Here is a 21,792-nt window from a genome sequence, read left to right as displayed (position 1 = left end):
CGAGTAGGCCGGGCGCATAGTTCTGCAACCAACCTGGGTATTAGCCTCGTCACTGTCCAAGTGGGCGTCGTCGGGGGCCGGTTGACCTGACGGCCAGGGCTCTGCGGGGGGAGCGGAATGAGTCACATCCAGGACATCGAGCTGCCGGACGGCACGGTGGTCACCGCCCGGATCGGCGCGGGGGAGGCCTACGGGGACCAGGAGGACGTCGGCTTCACCGAGGCCGCCGTCGCCAAGGTCGAACAGCTCCAGGAACTGATCAGGGCTGTCGGCGGCACCGTTCTCGACGCCGCCCGCGCGGCCAAGCCGCACGAGGCCGCCATCACCTTCGGCGTGGAACTGACCGCCAAGGAGGGCGTGGCCGTCGCCGTGCTCGCCCGCGGGGAGGCCAAGGCGTCCCTGGAGGTCACCCTCACCTGGCAGTTCGACCGGGGCACCACGGAGGAGGGCGAGGGGAGAGCGGTGGGCGCATGAGCGAGCGCGAGGACCGTCTCTTCGACCTCGTCCGGGCCGCCACCGTCCAGCTGCTTCCCGCCGCCGGGAAGGACGGCCCCTTGTGGGGCAGCGGCTTCTTCGTCGCGCCCGGCTGGGTGCTCACCGCCGCCCATGTGCTGCGCCCGCACCTCGCGGCGGACCGCCAGGCCGCCTTCCGGGTGCGCGGCGAGGGCGTCGACGCCGAGGCCCGCCTCGCCCGGTGGCTGCTCACCGACCCGCGCAACCCCAAGGTCCCGCTGGCCGAGGACCTGGCGCTGGTCCGGCTGACCGACGAGTGCCCGCACGAGTGCGTGTGGCTCACCGACCGGGCCGCCCGCCACTCCGGCGCCCTCAAGGCCTGCGGCTACTACCCGGTGCCGCCCGAGGCCCACTTCCGCATCGTGGACGCCGAGATCAACGGCCACGAGGACACGTACGGGCTGATCATCAAGCCCGACGTCGACTTCCCGAGCGGCATGTCGGGCGGTCCGCTGCTCGACCCCGAGACGGGTGCGGTCGTAGGACTCATCAAGTCGCGGCGCACGACCAGGGACGGCACCCCGACGGAAGGCGGCAAGGCCGTGGCGATCGCCGCGCTGCGCCGGTTCGGGGAGACGTACCGCGAGGTGATGACCGCCCACGACCGCTGGCACGGCGAGGAGCCGGTCGCGGAGACCGGGGACAACTGGATCGACCTGCAGTGCGGCCCGGCGGCCGGCTCGGACACGGTCTGGACGCCGCGCGACCGCCGCAAGGCGCTCGCCCTGCTCGCCGCCCTGCCGCACCCGCCCGACGAGCCCACCGTCAAGCTCATCGCCAAGGAGGCCCGCAGCGGCAACCAGTGGCCCGGCACCACCCCCGAACTGCGCACCTGGCGCGACGGCCACGGCCTGCTGTACGAGGGCACCACCCCGCTCGACCCGCTCGTCTTCCTGCGCTTCCTCAGGCTCGTGGAGGCCCACGCGTGCGCGCGCGACGCCGGCAGCCCCCTGCTCGCCGGCTGGATCACCAAACGGCTGCGGCACGACACCCGCCGGCACTTCCACGCCATGGTCCGCGACGCCACCCTCCCCGACGAGCTGAAACCGCCCGCCGAGGACCACGGCCCCGAACGCGTCGTGATCTCCTACCCCGGCCCCGGCGAGGGCTCCGTGGTGGCCCTGCTGCTCGACCCGGTGATCGGCGCGCAGCCCGTCCGGTTCTTCTGGCAGATCTGGTACGACGACGGCGACGGCCTGCCCGAGGTGCACGAGACCGACTCCTCGGTGCACGGCTACCGGCCCGACGAACTCGTCCAGGCGCTCCGTGTCCCGCTCGGCGCCCTGCTGGAGTCCAAGGACCGCGAGGGCCACCCCGTGCCGCTCGAAGTCGCCCTGCCCGCCGAGCACTTCGACACCGCCGTGCACCGCTGGCGGTTCGCGGACATCGCCGCGCTGTACGACCCCGGGCACCTGGGTGCGCGCCGCCGGCTGGTGCTGCGCGCCCTCGAGCGCCGGGGAGATCCGGACAATCTCTGGCTCGACCGCTGGCAGGGCATGGCGGCCGGGCACCGCTTCCAGGGCTGGCGCATGCCCCCGCCGGGCGCGGTGGACCCCTCCGGCTACCGGGGCGCCGGGCGCGACCGCATCCCCGTGATGTGCCGTCCGGCCGGACAGGGACCCGGGCGCGTCGCCATGCAGCACGCGCTGCACAGCGGCCACGCCGTCGCGCTGTGGCACATCGGCCCGCACCCGGAGCGCGGCGCCCATCTGCCGGAGTGCGACACCCTGCACGCGCGCGTGGAGGCGTTTCTGGAGACGCTCGGCTCGCTGGCAGAACTCCCCGACCGGCTGCGGCTCGTCCGCCAGGACATCAGCGAACAGCGCCCCGAAAGCGCCTGGGCCGAACCGCTCGCCCTGCTCTACGACGACCCCCGCCGGCCCCTGCCCGGCGAGGAGACCGACCCGGTGGACGCGCCGTGAACACCCTCGAAGGCTGGCCGAAACCACCTGTGTACCAGGGCTGTTGCGGGTATGTTCCCAGGGGCCCGTTGCGGGCGCACGACGCCCCCGCCGGCCAGGACGTGGACCACCACCGACCGTCGGCGAGGAGCACAGCATGAGCGAGTGGTTCGTCTACCAGGGCATCGGGCAGCCGGATCCGGCCAGGATCGACGCGCTGCCGGAACCGCCGCCCTGGCGGAAGTTCGACGCGCCGGCCGTCGACTACGAGGTCCCGGCGCTCGACTCCGCCACCCACCGCAGACTCGGCGAGCGCAGCGTCCCGTTGCCCGTCCAGGACCCCGACGCCCTCGAACTCGTCAACGCGGCCCTGTACCTGCGGCGCCCCCTGCTCGTCACCGGAGAGCCCGGCGTCGGCAAGTCCACGCTCGCCCACTCCGTCGCCTACGAACTCGATCTCGGCCGCGTCCTGGAGTGGCCGATCGTCAGCCGCAGCGAACTGCGCGACGGCCTCTACACCTACGACGCCATCGGCCGCCTCCAGGACGCCCAGCTCCCCGGCGAGGTCACCGCCCAGGACATCGGCCGGTACATCAAGCTCGGCCCGCTCGGCACCGCGCTGCTCGCCGCCGACAAACCCCGGGTGCTGCTCATCGACGAGCTCGACAAGAGCGACATCGACCTGCCGAACGACCTGCTGAACGTCCTGGAGGAGGGCCGCTTCGCCATCCCCGAGCTGCAGCGCATCGCCGACCGCACCCCCGAGGTGCGGGTCCTCACCGACGACGGCCGCCGGGTCACGGTGACGGACGGGCAGGTGCACTGCCGGGCCTTCCCGTTCGTCATCATGACCAGCAACCGCGAGCGCGAGTTCCCCGCCGCCCTGCTGCGCCGCTGCATCCCGCTCGACCTGAAGGCCCCGCGCGACGAGCGCCTCGCCGCCCTCGTCCAGGCCCACTTCGGCCAGGGTGCCTACGACGCCAACCACGATCTCGTCGACCGGTTCACCCAGGCCGAGGCGGACGGCGCGCTGCGCCCCACCGACCAGCTCCTCAACGCCATCTTCCTCGCCCAGCACGCTGCCCGGGAGACAGGTCAGCGGCGCACGGAGATCTCGGAGCTGCTGATGCAGCCCCTCGACCGAGGACCGCGCTGACCCATGACCTCCCGCGCTCCCGGTGGTCCGACGAGCGGCGTGAGCCCGGTGCTCACGGCGCTGGTCGCGCGTCTGCGGGACGCGGGGATCGCGCCCGGGGTCGAGGAGCTGGCCGACGCGCTGTGGCTGGCGCGCTGGCTGCCCGCGGGACAACCCGCCCGGCCCGGCCCCGTACCCTCCGTGGGCCCGGAACCGTCCGGGGCCACGGGCCCGCCGTCCCCGCGCCCACCGCGGTCCCTTCCCCTGCCCACCGAGGACGAGGCGCCCCGGCCGCCCGACCACGCCCGCCTGTTCGCCCCCGGTCCGGGCGGCGACGGCACCGACACCCGGATGACCCCGGTCCGCGTCCCCGCCGCACCCGCGCTGCCCGAACCCCTCGCGCTGCAACGGGGGTTACGGCCCCTCCAGCGCTACCGCGCGCCGGTACGGCCGGTTCCGCGCACGCTCGACGAGCAGGCCACCGCGGAACGCGCCGCCGAGTCCGGGCTCGTCCTGCCCGTCCTGCGCACCGACCGGCGCCGGGAGGCCCGCCTGCTCCTCCTGATGGACGTCTCCACCTCGACGGCCGTCTGGCAGCAGGCCCTCGACGAACTGCGCCAGGTCTGCGCCCGCGCCGGCGCCTTCCGCGAGGTGCAGGTGCGCTATCTGCACGAGGCGCCCGGCGGACTGCCCGGCTGTGCGGTCGCCCCGGAGCCGGGTGTCCCGCTCTCCGCACCGGAGCAGCTCAGCGATCCGACGGGGCGGCGCGTCACGCTGGTCCTCAGCGACTGCGCCGGGCCGATGTGGCGCAGCGGCCGGGTGCAGCGGCTGCTGCACCGCTGGGCGGCCACGGCGCCCGTGGCCGTCGTACAGCCGTTGCCGCAGCGGATGTGGCTGCGCACGCATCTGCCCGCGCGGCGTGGGCTGTTGCGGCGGCAGGAGGGGCCCGCCGGGTCGCTGCGGTTCCTGCCCGACCGGGGGCCCGCGCCGGCCGGGGCGCTGCCGGTGCCGGTGCTGGCGCCCCGCCGGGAGTCGGTGGAGGGCTGGGCGCGGCTGGTGTCCGGTGCCACGGGACAGTCGCTGGCCGCCGCGGCCGGGTGGGTGCGGGCCGATCACCCGGCGTCCGGGGCGCCCGTGCGGGCGGCCGAGGAGCGCAGCGGGGAGGAGCGGGTCCGCGCGTTCTGGCGGCAGGCGTCCTCCGAGGCGCGGCGGCTGGCGGTGTATCTGTCGGCGGTGCCGCTGTATCTGCCGGTGATGCAGCTGGTGCAGCACGCGATGCTCGCCGGGAGCGGTCCTGACGTCCTCTCCGAGGTGTTGTTGAGCGGGCTGCTGCGGCGGCGGGAGGACGCGGACGATCCGCGGGCCGTGCGCTACGACTTCCTGCCGGATGTCGCGTCCGAGCTGCGCTCGCGGCTGTCCCTGGACGAGGCGGAGCTGCTCTTCAAGCACTGCTCCGCGTACGTGGAACGGAAGTTCGGGCGAAGTGCGCGGAACTTCCCCGCGCTGGCCGGGGCGTTTCTGCGGGGAGCGGTGCCGCCGGACGGGGAGCTGCCGGCCGGCGCGGAGGAGCGGGAACCGGCCGGGCTGCGGGCGTTCGCCGAGGTGTCGGCGGAGGTGCTGCGGGATCTGGGGGCGCGGCTGCGGCCGGTGCCGGTGGCCGCGGCGGCCGGGCAGACGCCCGGGGAGCTGCTGGAGCTGGGGCGGCGGGCGCTGGCCCGGTTCCACGAGGAGGGCCTCACCCGGGAACTCGACGCGGCGGTGGGGTACTTCGGGATGGCGGCGACCGACGACCGGCCGGACACGGAGCGGGACTCCGCCCTGGAGGACCTGGCCGACGCGCTGCTCACCCGGTGGCGGGTGCGGCGCGTGGGGGACGACCTCAGGGAGGCGTGGGAGGCGGTCGAGCACGCTTCGTCCGACTCCGGGCGACTCGTCCGGGGCCTGGTGTGCTGGGCGCAGGCGCAGGAAGTGCGGTACGCGGGGGTCGACTTCGACGGTATCCCGGAGAGCCTGCGGGAGTGGGCCCGTCAGGAGCCGCGGCGGGCCGGGGAGCGAGCTCTGCGCGTGTTGCTGTACGTGGCCGAGGCGAGCCTCGTGGCGGGTGTGGACGCGACGGACGCGTTCTCGCAGCGACGCAGCGTCCTCGCGGACGCGCTGACAGGCGTGCGGCGGGCCATGGCGGAGCTGGGACCGGACGAGGGGATCGACGCCGAGTACTGGTACGTCCGTCACCTGGAGCGGGCCATCGACGCGGCGGAACTGTGGCTGGGCTCGGACGTGTTCGTCGTGCGGGGGCGGTTGCGGCTGGACCTGGCCCGGCAGTACGCGGGGAAGGGGCCGGTCGCCCGGTCCGCCCCCGACCGGAGGCGTGCCGAGTACTGGGCCGAGTGGGCCAGTGGTGACCTCGTCGTGGCGACCGGCCACGAGTCCGCGCCGGACGCGGTGGCCTGCCGGGTCTGGCTGGACGTGGCGGCCGTCATGGAGATCTGGCGCCCCGGGAGCGAGGACGGCCGGTTGTACGGGGTGGACGAGGCCTTGCGGGCCGCGGGCGACGACAAGGAGCTCAGGTTCGCGTGCCACGCGTGGGCCGCGGGGATCCACCGCGACCGCTACGACCGCTCCGGCGATCCGGCCCAGCTGGACCGCGCTGTCGACGCGTGGTCGCAGGCCGGATCGCAGCTCGGCATGGACGACCCCCGGCGGCCGGAGACGATGGACGAGCTCGGTCGTGCCCTGTTCGAACGGTTCGGACGGGCGGAGGAGCCGGATGACCTCGCCCGGGCCGTCCTCGTGCTGCGCCGCGCGGTCGAGCTTTCCCTGCCCGACGATCCCCGGCTGCCCATGCGGCGCCGGAGTCTGGCCGACGCGTACAGCACGCGCTACCAAAGGACCGGCGTACTGACCGAGCTGTACGAGGCCGACTGGCTGCTCGGCGAGGCCGTGCGCGGTTCCGACGACCCGGTGCTCCTCGCCGAGTGCTGGATCAGCCGCGCGAACCTGATGCTGGCGCTGTACGAGCGCACCGAGGCGGTCACCCACCTGCACGGGGCGATCGACTGCTTCGGCAAGGCCGTCGAGTACGCCGAGGAGGCGGGCGACGACGCACTGATGGCCGAGGCCCTCAGGGGACGTGCCCGAGCACGGGAGCGGCAGGGGAGACCCGCCACGGCCCGGAGCGACTACGAAGCTGCCCGACGTCTGACCAACCCCGCGAGTGCCGGCGACACCCAGCAGCGCCCCTCCCGCCCGTCCCCCGAAACGGCCACCGAGTGACCCTCCCCATCGACGACACCCACATACCCCTCCCGGAGATCGCCCCGCCCGACCACACCGACCACCCGGTACTGGCCGCGATCCTCGCCGAACTCCGGGAACGCGAGCGGGCACGAGAGGGGGAGCCCGTCGTCGTCGCCCACTACGAGGACGCGCCATGAGGACCCACCCGGCATGGCCGTACGACACCTTGGACACCCGCGGCCACGAGCCCGTGCCGTTCCGGCAGTTCGTGCTGAAGGTGCACGGCCGCTGCAATCTCGACTGCACCTACTGCTACCTCTACCAGGGCCCCGACCACGGCTGGCGCGACCGCCCACGCAGCGCCTCCGCCCGCACCATGCGCCGTACGGCCCACCGCATCGCCGAGCATGTCCGCACCCACCGCCTCGACGCCATCCGCATCGAACTGCACGGCGGCGAACCCCTCCTCACCGGGCCCGACCCGGTCCTCGCCTACGCCGACGCGGTCCGCGAGGCCGTCGACTGCCAGGTCACCGCCACCGTCCAGACGAACGGCACACGGCTGACGGCCAGGACCCTCGGCCGTCTCGCCGACGCCGGGATCCGTGTCGGCCTCAGCCTCGACGGGGGCGGCCCGGCGCACAACGCCCGCCGCGTCGACCGCGCCGGCCGGCCCGCCTGGCCCGCCGCCCGCGCGGCAGCGCTACGCCTCGCGGAGCACCCGGAGTCGTACGCCGGAATCCTCTGCACGATCGACCTGGCCGCCGATCCGCTCGACGTCTACGGCTCCCTGCTCCAACTCCGCCCGCCCGGGGTCGACTTCCTCCTCCCGCACGCCAACTGGGGCACATACGGCCGGTCCCCGGGACGGTGCCGCCCCGCCCCCACCCCCTACGGCGACTGGCTCACCGTCGTCTTCGACGCCTGGTGGGACATGAACCGCACCGAAGTCCCCGTCCGCATCCGTCTGTTCCAGGAGATCGCCGCTCTCCTCCTCGGCGCTCCCAGCCGCGCCGAGGCCGTGGGACTGTCCCCCATGGCGGCCGTCGTCGTGGAGACCGACGGTGCCATCGAGCAGGTCGACGCCCTCAGGTCGGCGTACGAGGGAGCATCCGAAACCGGGCTGGACGTCCACCGGCACTCCTTCGACGACGCCCTTCGCCACCCCGGCATCGCCGCACGCCAGTTGCGCGAGCGGGCGCTCGCCGACGAGTGTCTGAGCTGTCCCGTGGGGAAGGTGTGCGGTGGCGGGAACTATGTGCACCGGTACGCTCCTGGGACCGGGTTCCGGCACCCCAGTGTCTACTGCGCCGACCTGGAACGGCTCATCCGCCACATCGCACATCGGCTGACCGGTACCGTGCTCAACTCAACACATCGGAAGCCGATTTGACGCACAATTGAATAACCTGTGCACACTCGTGACCAGGTTCAGTCGAGGGGATACGGCGAGATGGCGGCGGAACTCGGACACGTCACGGTGGTGTTCGCCGGACAGAGCGAGTCCTGGGCCAAGTGGATCGACCACCAGATCCGGGCCGCGGGACGGGGCACCACTCTGATCAGGTGGAACCCGCTGCGGCGCCCGCCGTCCGCCGAGGCGTTCGCCGAGCTGCTGAGCGCGCCGGGGCGCGTGCTGCTGGTGATCGACGACTGGTACGAGCGGCTCGGCGCCGAGCGGTTCGACGCCTGGGCCGAGGCCCTGCGGCAGGTGCTGCCCGCGTACCAGGACCGGATCGCCGCCGTCAGCATCACCGCCCGGCCCATGCCGGAGGCCGTCATCGCCCTGGCTCCCGTCGAGCTGCGTGGCCTCAGGCCGGAGATCGCGCGCAGCCGCGTCCTGGAGTGCGCGGGCATCCCGGCCCCGGGCACCCTGATCGACCTGCGCCGCGGCCCCCGGTTCCCCGACGACCCGCCAGACGTGTGGCAGGTCCCGCGCCGCAACCGCCGCTTCATCGGGCGCACCGAACTGCTGGAGAAGGTCTACGGCGCCTTCTCCGCCGCCGGGCCCGACGGCGCCGCCGTGGCGCTGCTCGGTCCGGGCGGCTTCGGGAAGACCCAGCTCGCGCTGGAGTACGTCCACCGGTTCGCGGGCGAGTACGACGTCGTGTGGTGGGTCAGCGCACACCAACGCGTCACCGCCCGCCAGCAGTTCGCCGAACTCGCGCCCGCGCTGGAGCTGCGCGACGCCGGTGATCTCGCGGCCACCATCACGGCCGTACGGCGGGCCCTCGACCGCACCCAGCGGCCCTGGCTGCTCGTCCTGGACGGCGCCGGGGACCCGGAGCGGCTGGCGGACCTGCTGCCCGAGGGGCGCGGGCACGTCCTGATCACCACGCACCGCAGCGAGTGGGGCGCCCACGCCGAGAACATCGCCGTGCCCGTCTTCGAGCGTAGCGAGAGCGTCGCCTTCGTCTCGCGCCGCACGGAGCGGCTCAGCGACACGCAGGCCGCCCGCCTCGCCGAGGCCGTGGAGGACATGCCGCTGCTGCTCGACCAGACCGCCGCCTGGCTGGACATCAACCCGACCGTGCCGGTCGAGGACTACATCCGGGACATCCGCGACGGCCGCCCGGACCGCTTCGGCGTGATGCCCTCCGGCCAGTACCCGGAGAGCTTCGAGGTCGCCTGGGCCAAGCTCGTCAACACCCTCCGCGAGGGCTCCGAGTCCGCCTGGCAGCTCCTCAACCTGCTCGTGTGCTTCTCGCACGACGTGGTGCCGGTACGGCTGCTGCAGACGGCCCGGCACGGCGATCTGCCCGCCGAACTGGCCGAGTTGATCACCGAGCCCAGCAGCTGGAACACCGCGCTGCGCCGGCTCTCGGAGATCACCTCCATGCGCATCGAGTACGAACCCGGGCCGCGGATGGACACCCAGACCGTCGGCACCCTGCGCATGCACCGCCTCTTCCACCGCTTCGTCCGCTCCATCCAGTCACCCGCCGACGCCGAGCGCTATGCGGCGGCCGCCCGCCGGGTCCTCGTCTCCGCCGACCCGCGCGACTCCTCCTCGGCCGGCAACTGGGCCCGCTACGCCGCCCTCATCCCGCACCTGGAACCGTCCGGCGCCCTGGAGTCACCCGACGACGACGCCCGCGAACTCGTCCTGAACTGCATTGAATACCTGCGGATGCGGGGCGAGTACCACGACGGCTGGTGGCTCAGCCGCACGGCCGTCAAGCACTGGCGGGCCACCTCCGGCGACACCGACCGCGCGGTGCTCGTCGCCGCGCACCAGCTCGGCAACATGCTGCGCCGCCTCGGCCGCTACGAGGACGCGAAGATCGTCGGCCAGGAGACCCTCGGGCGCCTCGAACGTGCCGAGGACGTACGGCCCATCGAGATCATCCGCGCCAAGGACGGCCTCGGCGGCACCCTCATGGCGCTCGGCCGGTACACCGAGGCCCGCACCCTGTTCGAGGAGGCCGCCCGGGCTGCCGCCGCGGAACTCGGCGGTGAGCAGGTGCCGCGCACCCTCGCCATCCGCAGCAACCTCGCCGTCGCCCTCGGCCTCCAGGGCCGCTACGCCGAGTCGCTCGCCCTGCACCGCAAGGTCTTCGAGGCCCGACTGGACGTCCTCGGCGGCCGCGACGCCCTCACCCTCAACTCCGCGCTGCACACCGCCTGGATGCTGCGGCTGCTCGGCAGCTACCGGGAGGCGCTGGCCATCCAGGGCCACAACTCCCGGGTGCACAGCCAGGTGCTGGACCGCACCCACAGCCAGACCCTGCTCGCCGAGCACAATCTCGCCCTGTGCGCCCGTCGCGTCGGCGACCTGCAGTTCGCGCACGCCATGCTGCGCGGGGTCCGGGAGAAGCTGATCCGCCGGCGCGGCCCGCTGCACCCGGAGACGCTCATGGTCTCCTGCGACTACGCGATGATGCTGCGCGACCTGGAGCGCACCGAGGAGGCCCGCGACCTCGCCGAGGCCACCGCCACCCACTACGCCGCCCAGCTCGGCGAACGCCACCCGTACGCGATCGGCGCCCGGGACAACGTGGCGACCATCATGCGGGACCTGGGCGAGCACCGGGTGGCGCTGGACCTGTCCCGGCAGGCCGCGCGGCAGATGCGGCGGGCCGTCGGCAAGGACCACCCGTGGGCCATCGGCTGCGCCAAGAACGAGGTCGCCGCGCTGGCCGCCGTGGGGGAGACCGACGAGGCGGCAGCGCTGGGCCGGGAGGCCGCCGACCGCTCCGCGTCCGTGCTCGGCGACGCCCATGTGCTCACCATCAGCCTACGGGCCGGCCTCGCCCTGGACCTGGCCGACCTGGGCCGCCGCGAGGAATCCGAGGCCCTCCACCAGGACGCGGTGACCCGCCTCACCACCCTCCTGGGCGCCGACCACCCCCACACCCGCCACATCCTGGAACGCCACCGCCCGTACTGGGACTTCGAGCCCCAGCCGATCTGATCGACACGGGTAAGCAAAGGGCCCGGCCCCGAGTCACTGTGAACTCGGGGCCGGGCCCTTTTGTCGGCTGAACCGCCGGAGACCTACGCCTCGAAAACTTCTCGCACCAGCTGCTCCTGCTCAGCCTGGTGCCGCTTGGCGGAGCCCACCGCAGGGGACGAGCCGTGCGGGCGCGAGATGCGCCGCAGGCGCTCGCCGTGCGGGACGTCCGCGCCGACCGCCAGGTCCAGGTGGTCGATCAGGTTGAGCGCGATGAACGGCCAGGCACCCTGGTTCGCCGGCTCCTCCTGCGCCCACAGGTACTTCTCGGCGTTCGGGTACTTCTTGATCTCCGCCTGGAGCTCGGCACCCGGCAGCGGGTACAGGCGCTCGATACGGATGATCGCCGTGTCCGTGACGCCGCGCTTCTGACGCTCGGCCTCCAGGTCGTAGTACAGCTTGCCGGCCACGAAGACGACCTTGCGGACCGCGGCCGCGTCCGCCGTCGCGTCGCCGATGACGGGACGGAACTGACCCGAGGTGAACTCCTCCGTCTTCGACGCGGCGGCCTTCAGACGCAGCATCGACTTCGGGGTGAAGACCACGAGCGGCTTGTGGTGCGGGTTGTGCACCTGCCACCGCAGGAGGTGGAAGTAGTTCGACGGCAGGGTCGGCATGGCGACCGTCATGTTGTTCTGGGCGCAGAGCTGGAGGAACCGCTCGACGCGGGCCGAGGAGTGGTCCGGGCCCTGGCCCTCGTAGCCGTGCGGCAGGAGCAGGGTGACGCCGGACGTCTGGCCCCACTTCTGCTCGGCCGCCGAGATGTACTCGTCGACCACCGTCTGGGCGCCGTTGACGAAGTCACCGAACTGCGCCTCCCACATCACGAGCGCGTCGGGGCGGGCCAGCGAGTAGCCGTACTCGAAGCCCATGACCGCGTACTCGGAGAGGAGGGAGTTGTAGACGTTGTAACGTGCCTGCTCCTCGGCGAGGTACTGCAGCGGGGTGTACTCCTCGCCCGTCTCGCGGTCGATGAGGACCGCGTGGCGCTGGCCGAAGGTGCCACGCTGGGAGTCCTGACCGGACAGCCGGACCGGGGTGCCCTCAAGGAGCAGGGAGCCGACCGCGAGGGTCTCGCCCATGCCCCAGTCGATCGTGCCGTCCTCGACCATCGTCGCCCGGCGCTGCAGCTGCGGCAGCAGACGCGGGTGGACGTGGAAGGTGTCCGGGATGTTGACCTGGGACTCGGCGATGCGCTTGACGACCTCCGAGGAGATCGCGGTGCTCACGGCGACCGGGAAGTCCGCCTGCGGGTCCGGCACCGGGCCGGTGCCCTGCGGGGCGGTGACGGCCTCGCGGACCTCCGTGAAGACCTTCTCCAGCTGCCCCTGGTAGTCCTGCAGGGCCTGCTCGGCCTCTTCCAGGGTGATGTCGCCGCGACCGATCAGGGACTCGGTGTAGAGCTTGCGCACCGAGCGCTTCTTGTCGATCAGGTCGTACATCAGCGGCTGGGTGAAGGCCGGGTTGTCCGACTCGTTGTGACCGCGGCGGCGGTAGCAGATGAGGTCGATCACCACGTCCTTGTTGAACGCCTGGCGGAACTCGAAGGCCAGCCGCGCGACGCGGACCACGGCCTCGGGGTCGTCGCCGTTCACGTGGAAGATCGGGGCCTCGATCATGCGGGCCACGTCCGTCGCGTACATGGAGGAACGCGAGGACTCGGGGGCCGCGGTGAAGCCGACCTGGTTGTTGATGACGATGTGGACCGTGCCGCCGGTGCGGTAGCCGCGCAGCTGCGACATGTTCAAGGTCTCGGCCACCACGCCCTGGCCCGCGAAGGCCGCGTCGCCGTGGATCGCCACCGGCAGGACCGTGAAGTCCGTGCCGCCCTTGTTGATGATGTCCTGCTTGGCGCGGGCGATGCCCTCGATGACCGGGTCGACGGTCTCCAGGTGGGACGGGTTGGCGGCCAGCGAGACCGTGATCTGCTCGCCGTCCAGGCCGGTGAAGGTGCCCTGGGCGCCCAGGTGGTACTTCACGTCGCCGGAGCCGTGCATCGACTTCGGGTCGAGGTTGCCCTCGAACTCGCGGAAGATCTGCGCGTACGACTTGCCGACGATGTTCGCCAGCACGTTCAGGCGGCCGCGGTGGGCCATGCCGATGACGACCTCGTCCAGGCGGGACTCGGCCGCGGAGTCGATGACCGCGTCCAGCAGCGGGATGACGGACTCGCCGCCCTCCAGGGAGAAGCGCTTCTGGCCGACGTACTTCGTCTGCAGGAAGGTCTCGAAGGCCTCCGCCGCGTTCAGCCGGCGCAGGATGCGCAGCTGCTCCTCGCGCTCCATCTTGGAGTGCGGGCGCTCCACGCGGTCCTGGATCCACTTGCGCTGCTTGGGGTCCTGGATGTGCATGAACTCGATGCCGGTGGTGCGGCAGTACGAGTCGCGCAGCACGCCGAGGATGTCGCGCAGCTTCATCATCGACTTGCCGGCGAAGCCGCCGACGGCGAACTCGCGCTCCAGGTCCCACAGGGTGAGGCCGTGCTCGACGATGTCCAGGTCGGGGTGCTTGCGCTGCTTGTACTCCAGCGGGTCGGTGTCGGCCATGACATGGCCGCGGACCCGGTAGGAGTGGATCAGCTCGAAGACGCGGGCGGCCTTGGTGACGTCGTCGTCGTGCGAGGCGTCGATGTCCCGGAGCCAGCGGACCGGCTCGTACGGGATGCGCAGGGCCTCGAAGATGTCGTCGTAGAAGCCGTTCTCGCCGAGGAGGAGGTTGGCGACGGCGCGCAGGAACTCGCCGGAGGCGGCGCCCTGGATCACCCGGTGGTCGTAGGTCGACGTGAGCGTCATGACCTTCGAGACGCCGAGCTTGTTCAGGGTGTCCTGGCTGGTGCCCTGGAACTCCGCCGGGTAGTCCATGGAGCCGACGCCCATGATGACCGACTGGCCGGGCATCAGGCGCGGGACCGAGTGGACCGTGCCGAGGCCGCCCGGGTTGGTCAGGGAGACCGTGACGCCGGTGAAGTCGTCCATCGTCAGCTTGTTGTCGCGAGCGCGACGGACGATGTCCTCGTAGGCCTGCCAGAACTCGAAGAAGTTCAGGGTCTCGGCCTTCTTGATGGCGGCCACGACGAGCTGGCGGTCGCCGTTGGGCTTCACCAGGTCGATGGCCAGGCCGAGATTGACGTGCGCCGGCTTGACGAGGGTCGGCTTGCCGTCCTTCTCACCGAAGGACCAGTTCATCGACGGCATGGCCTTGATGGCCTGCACCATCGCGTACCCGATCAGGTGCGTGAAGGAGATCTTCCCGCCGCGGGCGCGCTTGAGGTGGTTGTTGATGACGATGCGGTTGTCGAACAGCAGCTTCACCGGGACCGCGCGGACCGAGGTGGCCGTCGGCAGTTCCAGAGAGGCGTTCATGTTCTTCGCGACCGCGGCGGCCGGGCCGCGCAGCGTGACCAGCTCGGGGCCACCGGGGGCGGGCGCGGCGGGCGCGGCGGCCTTCGGCTTCGGCTGAGCGGGCGCCTGTGCGGGCTGCGCCGGCTTGGCCGGGGCCGGGGCCTGCGCCGCGGGAGCCGGCGCGGGGGCCGCGGCGGGCTTCGGGGCGGCGGGCGCCGGAGCGGCGGCGGCCTGGGGGGCCGGGGCCGCGGGCTGGGCCTGCGGGGCCGTGGTGGTGGTCCCTGCGGCCCCCGCGGCCGCAGTACCCGCCGCAGCCGGGGTGACCGGAGCCCCCGGCTTGTAATCGGCGAAGAAGTCCCACCAGGCGCGGTCTACCGAATTCGGGTCCTGGAGGTACTGCTGATAGATCTCGTCGACGAGCCACTCGTTCGGACCGAACGCGGCAGCGGGGTTCTTCCCGGCTTGGTCGTCGGTGGAGACGCTCGGGTTACTGGGGGACTGTGGCGACACGGCGGCAACCGCCCTCTTCCGCTTCACAAGGTGATGGACAGCGGGAATAAAGGCTACGCCTCTGCGGGCGGGAAGGTCAGGTCGAGCAAGGTCATCGTCGCGTAAGTCACATCGGAAATCTTGTTTCGGGGCTTGATATGGCGGGAAACAAGCGTGGTTCCGCGGTGACTGGGTGCACCGGCCCCGGCCCGGCGCGCCACTCCTGTGCGGATCGCGCGGGCCTGCCCCTGATCACACGTGTCCAGCTGCGCGCCTGCGGCGCGGAAACTCGTGGATCTTGTGCTTCCGATTCGGACTTTACGTCAACCCGGGACGGAAGTCAGTCCCGGAAGGGTGACGATGATCCGGCAGCCCCGCTCGGATTCGGCCACACCGATCCGGCCGCCGTGCAGATCCACGGCCCAGCGGGCGATCGCCAGCCCGAGCCCCGTACCGCCGTCGCTGCCCGGCCCGTGCGGCCGGGTCACCGCGCCCCGGTTGAACCGCTCGAACACTCGGTGCCACTCCGACCGCGGGATGCCGGGGCCCTCGTCCAGCACCTCCAGCTCCAGCGACTCCGGCTGCGGCCCGCGGCGCGCCTTCACCGTCACCCGGCCGTGCGGCGGGCTGTGCTTGACCGCGTTGTCGATCAGATTGGCGACGACCTGGTGGATCCGCTCCGGGTCCGCGTGCGCGGTCAGCTCCGGCGGGGAGACGTCCAGGTGCAGATGGACGTCGGTACGGGTGTGGCTTCCCGAGCCCGAGGCGATGCCCGCGCGCGCCGAAGCCACCATGTTGGCCTCCTTCAGCACGCCCGAGAGATACGGCCACACCTCGAAACGGCGCATCTTCAGCGGTACGACGCCGTTGTCGAGCCGGGACAGGTCCAGCAGGGTCTCCACCAGCCGGCCGAGCCGCTCGGTCTGCTTCAGGGCCGTCCGCATGGTCTCCTGGTCGGCCTCGGTGACGCCGTCGACGATGTTCTCCAGCACCGCGCGCAGCCCGGCGATGGGGGTGCGCAGCTCGTGGGAGACGTTCGCCACCAGCTCTTTTCGCTGGCGGTCCTGGGCCTCCAGCTCGTCCGCCATGACGTTGATCGTCTGGGCCAGGTCGCCCAGCTCGTCCCGGCGGCCCTGGCTCACCCGGCGGGTGTAGTCGCCCTGGGAGATCGACCGCGCCACCGCGTTCATCTCGTCCAGCGGCATGGTCAGCGAGTGCGCCACGAACTGCGTGATCAGCAGCGTGGCGATCATCGAGAAGACGGTGATGAAGCGCAGCTCGGTCTTGGTGTGCACCGCGACGATCGACAGTCCGGTGGTGATCAGCACCGCGATGACGACGAGCGCGCCCAGCTTGGTCTTGATCGAGAACGGGCGTACGCCGCCCCAGGGGTCCTCCCCGGGGCTCCTCCGTGCGGCCGGGCGCCCGTCGCTGCTCATGGAGTAGGCGTCTCCAGGGCGTACCCGACGCCGTGCACGGTGCGGATCCGCTCGGCGCCGATCTTCCGGCGCAGCGCCTTGATGTGGCTGTCGACCGTACGGGTGCCGGAGGCGTCCGCCCAGTCCCACACCTCGGCCAGCAGCTGCTCCCGGGAGAGCACCGCGCGCGGGGTGTTCGCCAGGCACACCAGCAGATCGAACTCGGTGGGCGTCAGGTGGACGTCCTCGGACTTCACCCGCACCCGGCGCTGCGCGTGGTCGATCTCCAGCTCACCGAGGCGCAGGATGCCCGAGCGCGGCGTGGCGGCGGCCAGGGCCGCCCGCTCCACCCGGCGCAGCAGCACATGCACCCGCGCGGCCAGCTCCCGCATCGAGAACGGCTTGGTCATGTAGTCGTCCGCGCCGACCCCGAGACCGACCAGCATGTCCGTCTCGTCGTCGCGCGCGGTCAGCATCAGCACCGGTACCGGGCGCTGCGCCTGCACCCGCCGGCAGACCTCCAGGCCGTCGAAGCCCGGCAGCATGATGTCGAGGATCAGCAGGTCGGGCTGCCAGGCCTCGGCCGTGTCGACGGCGGCCGGGCCGTCCGACGCGGTCTGTACGAGAAATCCCTCGGCGCGGAGCCGGGCCGCGATGGCGTCGACGATCGTGGGATCGTCCTCGACGACCAGTACCCGGCGCTGTGCGCCCGGGGTGGTCGTCGCCGCGCCGCTCTGGGAGGTGTGTGTCTGCTCCATCGCCCGCCCCTGATTGTTGCTTTCCGGAACCCGTGGGGTGATCCCATGTCTGCGATTGACGCTTGAATGATCCGCGTCAGGGCAGCACATTACGGGGATCCACCGTGCTGTCGCTATCCAGGTCTGACGCCGAGGTGCACGGCGTCCGGAACGCCCCGGGCAACGGGCACCTCTTCGGTACGCACCTGCCGGAACCCGGCATTCCGCAAGGTTCCTTCAAATTCCGGAGAGGGCTCGGCGGACCACACCGCGAGCACCCCGCCGGGCCTCAACACCTTTGCGCAGGCCGCGAGTCCGGCCGGCGAGTACAGCGTGTGGTTGTCATCCGTGACCGTCCAGCCGGGGCCGTTGTCGATGTCCAGGCAGATCGCGTCGAACGTGTCGCAAGTCTCACGGATGAACGCAACGAGATCGCCTTCCACGACGTCGGTGCGCGGATCGCCGAGCGCGGCGGCGGACACCTCGGCCAGTGGCCCGTCCCGGTGCCAGCCGACGACGGCCGGCTCCCGCTCGACCACGGTGATCCGCCCCCACCTGGGGTCGGCCGCGGCATGTGCGAGTGAGAATCCCACGCCCAGGCCGCCGATCAGCACGGTCGGCTCCGGGCGGCCGTCCAGCGCGTCGTACGCGGCGTCGACCAGCAGCCGTTCCGAGCGGCCGTCGGAGGTGTCCATCAGGAAACAGCCGTTGGCGATGATCTGCAAGAGCACTCCGTGTCGGCGCAGCACCACCTCGCCATAGGGGCCGTCGCGCCGGTCGAGGACCTCGGGGGAGTCGTACACGGCAGTCATGCCCCCATCCTGCTTGAACGAGTCCTGTCGTTCATGGGAATTGCGGATGGCGGCACGGCGGCTCGCACGTAGTTTTGTGAGTAGGGCATGTGTTTGGGTGGTTTGTACGGGGCATGGACGTCGGCGGAGCGTGAGAGGTTGCTGTGAATCCGCTCTCGCGTGGCGTCGGTCATAGACAGCGGGCCCCGGAACCCGAAGGGTTGGGCGCGACGGAAGGAGTCCCGCAACGTGGAACGGACCGTGACGGGCCCAGCGGCGGCCGCGACGCCACCCCTGGGGGGCCTGCCCATGTCCGACGGCACCGCCGTCGTCCCGGCCCCCGTGCTCGCCGATCTGCTGGACGGCATGCCGCGCCAGCGGCACGCCACGGCGCCCGCTCCCGTCCCCGTTGCGGACCTCGTCGTCGTCCCGGTCTCCGTCTCCGTCCCCGCCCCCGTCTCCGTCGGGGCGCGCCAGGCCGTACGGATCCCGCGCGTCTGGCGGCTGCTGCCCACTCCGGTCGGCACCCCGTTCACCTTCGTCTACATGGCCGTCCTGGCCGTCACCTCGGTGATCGCGGCCGTGGCGGCCCCCACTCTGATGGACGCCCTCTACCAGGCCTCCAGCACGGACGTGGCCCACCTGGTGCGCTCCCCCGTGGTGGTGCTGCTGGCGAGTGCGCTGTGGATCGCGGGCGGCATCCTGTCGCCGTACTCGCTCGCGTTCGTGCTGGTGCTCACCGCGCTGGAGCGGCGCATAGGCGGCGCGCGGACCGCCTGCGTCTTCCTGGCGGGCCACGTCCTGGCCACCCTCGCCACCGAGATCCCCGTGGGCCTGGCCGTCCTGTTCGGCCACCTCCCCACCACCTCACTGCACCGCCTCGACTACGGCATCAGCTTCGGCGTGGCCGCCAGCATCGGCTCCCTGTGCGGCATCCTCCGCCCCTGGCTCGGCTGGCCCGTCCTCGGCCTGATGGGCTCGCTGCTCGTGAGCGACCTGATCGAGTTCGCGGACCCGATGACGGACTGGGGCCACCTCATCGCCTTGACGATCGGCGTGTCGACCTGGCCTCTGGTCCGCCGCTGGGCGCAGCCGGCCTCGGCCTGAGAAGCAGCCCCCACTCTCGGGCGCAACTCCCGGGCACCCCTTGGCTACAAGTGATCGCTCACAGCGAACAACCCCCGGGAACACCAGCCCATCCCCAGCGGTTGAGTCGGCATAGCTCAACTTGACTGCCGAAGGGGAGATCATGGCTACTGAGTCCACGGCGTTCACGCTCGTACTGCCCGTGCTGCCGCTCGACGACGAGGTCGTGCTGCCCGGCATGGTGGTTCCGCTGGACCTGAGCGATGCCGACGTACGCGCCGCGGTGGAGGCCGCACAGGCCGCCGCCCGGTCGGAGCCGGGCAAGCCCAGGGTGCTGCTGGTGCCACGCATCGACGGCACGTACGCCAAGACCGGTGTGCTGGGCACGGTCGAGCAGGTCGGCCGGCTGGCCGACGGTGACCCGGGGGCTCTGATCCGCGGCCGGAGCCGGGTGCGGATCGGCGCCGGCACCACCGGTCCCGGCGCGGCCCTGTGGGTCGAGGGCGCGCGCATCGACGAGAGCGTGCCGGACCCGCTGCCGGGCCAGGTCGCGGACCTCGTCAAGGAGTACAAGGCGCTCGCCACCACCTGGTTGAAGAAGCGCGGCGCCTGGCAGGTCGTGGACCGCGTCCAGGCCATCGAGGGAGTCTCCGCGCTCGCCGACAACTCCGGATACTCGCCGTTCCTCACCACCGAGCAGAAGGTGGAACTGCTGGAGACCGCCGACCCGGTGGCCCGGCTGGGGCTCGCCACGCGGCAGCTCCGCGAGCACCTCGCCGAGCAGGACGTGGCCGAGACCATCGCCAAGGACGTCCAGGAGGGCGTCGACAAGCAGCAGCGCGAGTTCCTGCTCCGCCGCCAGCTGGAGGCCGTCCGCAAGGAACTGCGCGAGCTGAACGGCGAGCAGGACGGCGAGGAGTCCGACGACTACCGCGCCCGCGTGGAGGCCGCCGACCTGCCGGACAAGGTCCGCGAGGCCGCGCTCAAGGAGGTCGACAAGCTGGAGCGGTCCAGCGACCAGTCCCCGGAGGGCTCCTGGATCCGCACCTGGCTGGACACGGTGCTCGAAATGCCGTGGAACGAGCGGACCGAGGACGTGTACGACATCCAGGGCGCCAAGGCGATCCTGGACGCCGAGCACGCCGGCCTGGAGGACGTGAAGGCGCGCATCACCGAGTACCTCGCGGTGCGCAAGCGCCGTGGCGACCGTGGCCTGGGCGTCATCGGCGGCCGGCGCGGCGGTGCCGTCCTGGCCCTCGTCGGCCCGCCCGGCGTCGGCAAGACCTCGCTCGGCGAGTCCGTCGCGCACGCGATGGGCCGCAAGTTCGTCCGTGTCGCCCTCGGCGGCGTCCGGGACGAGGCCGAGATCCGCGGCCACCGCCGTACGTACGTCGGTGCGCTGCCCGGCCGGATCGTGCGGGCCGTCAAGGAGGCCGGGTCGATGAACCCGGTGGTCCTGCTGGACGAGATCGACAAGGTGGGCTCGGACTACCGGGGCGACCCGGCCGCCGCCCTGCTCGAAGTCCTGGACCCGGCGCAGAACCACACCTTCCGGGACCACTACCTGGAGGTCGAACTCGACCTGTCGGACGTGGTCTTCCTGGCCACGGCCAACGTCCTGGAGGCCATCCCGGAGGCGCTCGCCGACCGGATGGAGATCGTCCGGCTGGACGGCTACACCGAGGACGAGAAGGTCGTCATCGCCCGCGACCACCTGCTCCCGCGCCAGCTGGAGCGGGCGGGACTCGGCGAGGACGAGGTCACCATCGACGAGGGCGCGCTGCGCAAGCTCGCCGGCGAGTACACCCGCGAGGCGGGCGTGCGCACCCTGGAGCGGTCCATCGCCCGCCTGCTCCGCAAGGTCGCGGCCCAGCACGAACTCGGCGAGCGGGAGCTGCCGTTCACCGTCCGGGACCAGGATCTGCGCGGCCTGATCGGGCGCCCGCACCATGTGCCCGAGTCCGCCCAGGACCCGGCCGAGCGGCGTACGTCCGTCCCCGGTGTGGCGACCGGCCTCGCGGTCACCGGAGCCGGCGGCGACGTCCTCTTCGTCGAGGCGTCCCTGGCCGACCCGGAGACGGGCGCGGCGGGGCTGACCCTCACCGGTCAGCTCGGCGACGTGATGAAGGAGTCGGCACAGATCGCGCTGAGCTTCCTGCGCAGCCACGGCGCCGAACTGGAGCTGCCGGTCGGCGACTTGAAGGACCGGGGTGCGCACATCCACTTCCCGGCGGGCGCGGTCCCGAAGGACGGCCCGAGCGCCGGCATCACGATGACCACGGCGCTCGCGTCGCTGCTCTCCGGCCGCCTGGTGCGCACGGACGTGGCGATGACCGGCGAGGTCTCGCTGACCGGCCGCGTCCTGCCCATCGGCGGGGTGAAGCAGAAGCTGCTCGCCGCCCAGCGTGCCGGGGTGACCACCGTGATCATTCCCAAGCGCAACGAACCCGACCTGGACGACGTCCCGGCCGAGGTGCTGGACAAGCTCGACGTCCACACCGTGACCGACGTCCGCCAGGTCCTGGAGCTGGCGCTCGCCCCCGCGACGAACGGGGCGGCGCCGCAGATTCCGGTCGCGGCGTGACGGACGCTGCCGGATAGCCGGAGGCCCGGGTCCCGTGAGGGAGGCCCGGGCCTTCGCCATGCGCCCGTACCGACCCCCAAATCGGTGTGGCTCGGTAGAATTCAGGC

The 21,792-nt window shown here is 72.2% G+C and carries 13 protein-coding genes; 9 read left to right on the top strand and 4 right to left on the bottom strand.

Translation table 11 applies throughout. From position 1 onward, the window contains the following. Positions 1 to 117 precede the first annotated feature (117 nt). The 7 genes from AB5L52_RS15010 to fxsT all read left to right on the top strand — a co-directional run bounded on the left by AB5L52_RS15010 (position 118) and on the right by fxsT (position 11,200). On the top strand, positions 118 to 474 hold the full coding sequence (locus AB5L52_RS15010; protein WP_351023805.1) for a CU044_2847 family protein: 357 nt from the start codon (positions 118 to 120) through the stop codon (positions 472 to 474). After that, positions 471 to 2,435: a trypsin-like peptidase domain-containing protein gene (locus AB5L52_RS15005; RefSeq protein WP_369364463.1), complete on the top strand. Its 1,965-nt coding sequence runs from the start codon at positions 471 to 473 to the stop codon at positions 2,433 to 2,435. The genes AB5L52_RS15010 and AB5L52_RS15005 overlap by 4 nt, the downstream gene beginning before the upstream one ends. Positions 2,436 to 2,571: 136 nt before the next feature. Continuing rightward, complete coding sequence (locus AB5L52_RS15000) at positions 2,572 to 3,570, top strand: MoxR family ATPase (RefSeq protein WP_351023800.1); 999 nt, start codon at positions 2,572 to 2,574, stop codon at positions 3,568 to 3,570. Positions 3,571 to 3,573: 3 nt separating this feature from the next. Next, the gene (locus tag AB5L52_RS14995; RefSeq protein ID WP_369364460.1) at positions 3,574 to 6,822 is read left to right on the top strand and encodes an SAV_2336 N-terminal domain-related protein; all 3,249 of its coding nucleotides are present in this window, start codon (positions 3,574 to 3,576) and stop codon (positions 6,820 to 6,822) included. After that, positions 6,819 to 6,983: a hypothetical protein gene (locus AB5L52_RS14990; protein ID WP_351023795.1), complete on the top strand. Its 165-nt coding sequence runs from the start codon at positions 6,819 to 6,821 to the stop codon at positions 6,981 to 6,983. The genes AB5L52_RS14995 and AB5L52_RS14990 overlap by 4 nt, the downstream gene beginning before the upstream one ends. Further along, positions 6,980 to 8,179 (top strand): FxsB family cyclophane-forming radical SAM/SPASM peptide maturase, encoded by a 1,200-nt coding sequence (locus tag AB5L52_RS14985; RefSeq protein WP_369364458.1) that lies wholly within the window; start codon positions 6,980 to 6,982, stop codon positions 8,177 to 8,179. The genes AB5L52_RS14990 and AB5L52_RS14985 overlap by 4 nt, the downstream gene beginning before the upstream one ends. Positions 8,180 to 8,239: 60 nt before the next feature. Further along, positions 8,240 to 11,200 carry an FxSxx-COOH system tetratricopeptide repeat protein gene (gene fxsT / locus AB5L52_RS14980; RefSeq protein ID WP_351023791.1) on the top strand — a complete coding sequence of 987 codons (2,961 nt, stop codon included), beginning with the start codon at positions 8,240 to 8,242 and terminating at the stop codon, positions 11,198 to 11,200. A gap of 83 nt (positions 11,201 to 11,283) precedes the next feature. Here the strand turns inward: fxsT and AB5L52_RS14975 are convergent, their stop codons facing one another. The 4 genes from AB5L52_RS14975 to AB5L52_RS14960 form a co-directional block, all read right to left on the bottom strand. Next, entirely contained in the window at positions 11,284 to 15,090 is a 3,807-nt protein-coding gene (locus AB5L52_RS14975) for a multifunctional oxoglutarate decarboxylase/oxoglutarate dehydrogenase thiamine pyrophosphate-binding subunit/dihydrolipoyllysine-residue succinyltransferase subunit (protein WP_369364456.1), read from the bottom strand. A 302-nt stretch (positions 15,091 to 15,392) separates the two neighbouring features. Further along, a complete protein-coding gene (locus AB5L52_RS14970; protein WP_351023785.1) occupies positions 15,393 to 16,508 on the bottom strand; it encodes a HAMP domain-containing sensor histidine kinase in 1,116 nt (371 codons plus the stop codon). Beyond that, positions 16,505 to 17,245 (bottom strand): response regulator transcription factor, encoded by a 741-nt coding sequence (locus AB5L52_RS14965; protein WP_031163266.1) that lies wholly within the window; start codon positions 17,243 to 17,245, stop codon positions 16,505 to 16,507. Before AB5L52_RS14965 ends, AB5L52_RS14970 begins: the two co-directional genes overlap by 4 nt. Positions 17,246 to 17,358: 113 nt before the next feature. After that, positions 17,359 to 18,036, bottom strand: a complete 678-nt coding sequence (locus AB5L52_RS14960) for a spermidine synthase (RefSeq protein ID WP_351023782.1) — start codon at positions 18,034 to 18,036, stop codon at positions 17,359 to 17,361. A 228-nt stretch (positions 18,037 to 18,264) separates the two neighbouring features. Between AB5L52_RS14960 and AB5L52_RS14955 the strand changes: the two genes are divergently transcribed. Beyond that, a complete protein-coding gene (locus tag AB5L52_RS14955; RefSeq protein ID WP_351574047.1) occupies positions 18,265 to 19,122 on the top strand; it encodes a rhomboid-like protein in 858 nt (285 codons plus the stop codon). 142 nt (positions 19,123 to 19,264) lie between these two features. Beyond that, positions 19,265 to 21,685, top strand: a complete 2,421-nt coding sequence (gene lon, locus AB5L52_RS14950) for an endopeptidase La (protein ID WP_369364453.1) — start codon at positions 19,265 to 19,267, stop codon at positions 21,683 to 21,685. Positions 21,686 to 21,792: the final 107 nt, after the last annotated feature.

This window comes from Streptomyces sp. CG4 (assembly GCF_041080655.1).
GTDB lineage: Bacteria > Actinomycetota > Actinomycetes > Streptomycetales > Streptomycetaceae > Streptomyces.
The sequence above is the reverse complement of the archived record's forward strand: the minus strand, read 5'-3'. Positions and strand labels throughout refer to the sequence as shown.

Excerpts from the sequence above, each read along its gene's own strand:
- AB5L52_RS15005 (WP_369364463.1), top strand. The coding sequence starts at position 471 with ATGAGCGAGCGCGAGGACCGTCTCTTCGACCTCGTCCGGGCCGCCACC.
- fxsT (WP_351023791.1), top strand. The coding sequence starts at position 8,240 with ATGGCGGCGGAACTCGGACACGTCACGGTGGTGTTCGCCGGACAGAGC.
- AB5L52_RS15000 (WP_351023800.1), top strand. The coding sequence starts at position 2,572 with ATGAGCGAGTGGTTCGTCTACCAGGGCATCGGGCAGCCGGATCCGGCC.
- AB5L52_RS14985 (WP_369364458.1), top strand. The coding sequence starts at position 6,980 with ATGAGGACCCACCCGGCATGGCCGTACGACACCTTGGACACCCGCGGC.
- AB5L52_RS14965 (WP_031163266.1), bottom strand. The coding sequence starts at position 17,245 with ATGGAGCAGACACACACCTCCCAGAGCGGCGCGGCGACGACCACCCCG.
- AB5L52_RS14970 (WP_351023785.1), bottom strand. The coding sequence starts at position 16,508 with ATGAGCAGCGACGGGCGCCCGGCCGCACGGAGGAGCCCCGGGGAGGAC.
- AB5L52_RS14960 (WP_351023782.1), bottom strand. The coding sequence starts at position 18,036 with ATGACTGCCGTGTACGACTCCCCCGAGGTCCTCGACCGGCGCGACGGC.
- lon (WP_369364453.1), top strand. The coding sequence starts at position 19,265 with ATGGCTACTGAGTCCACGGCGTTCACGCTCGTACTGCCCGTGCTGCCG.
- AB5L52_RS14995 (WP_369364460.1), top strand. The coding sequence starts at position 3,574 with ATGACCTCCCGCGCTCCCGGTGGTCCGACGAGCGGCGTGAGCCCGGTG.
- AB5L52_RS15010 (WP_351023805.1), top strand. The coding sequence starts at position 118 with ATGAGTCACATCCAGGACATCGAGCTGCCGGACGGCACGGTGGTCACC.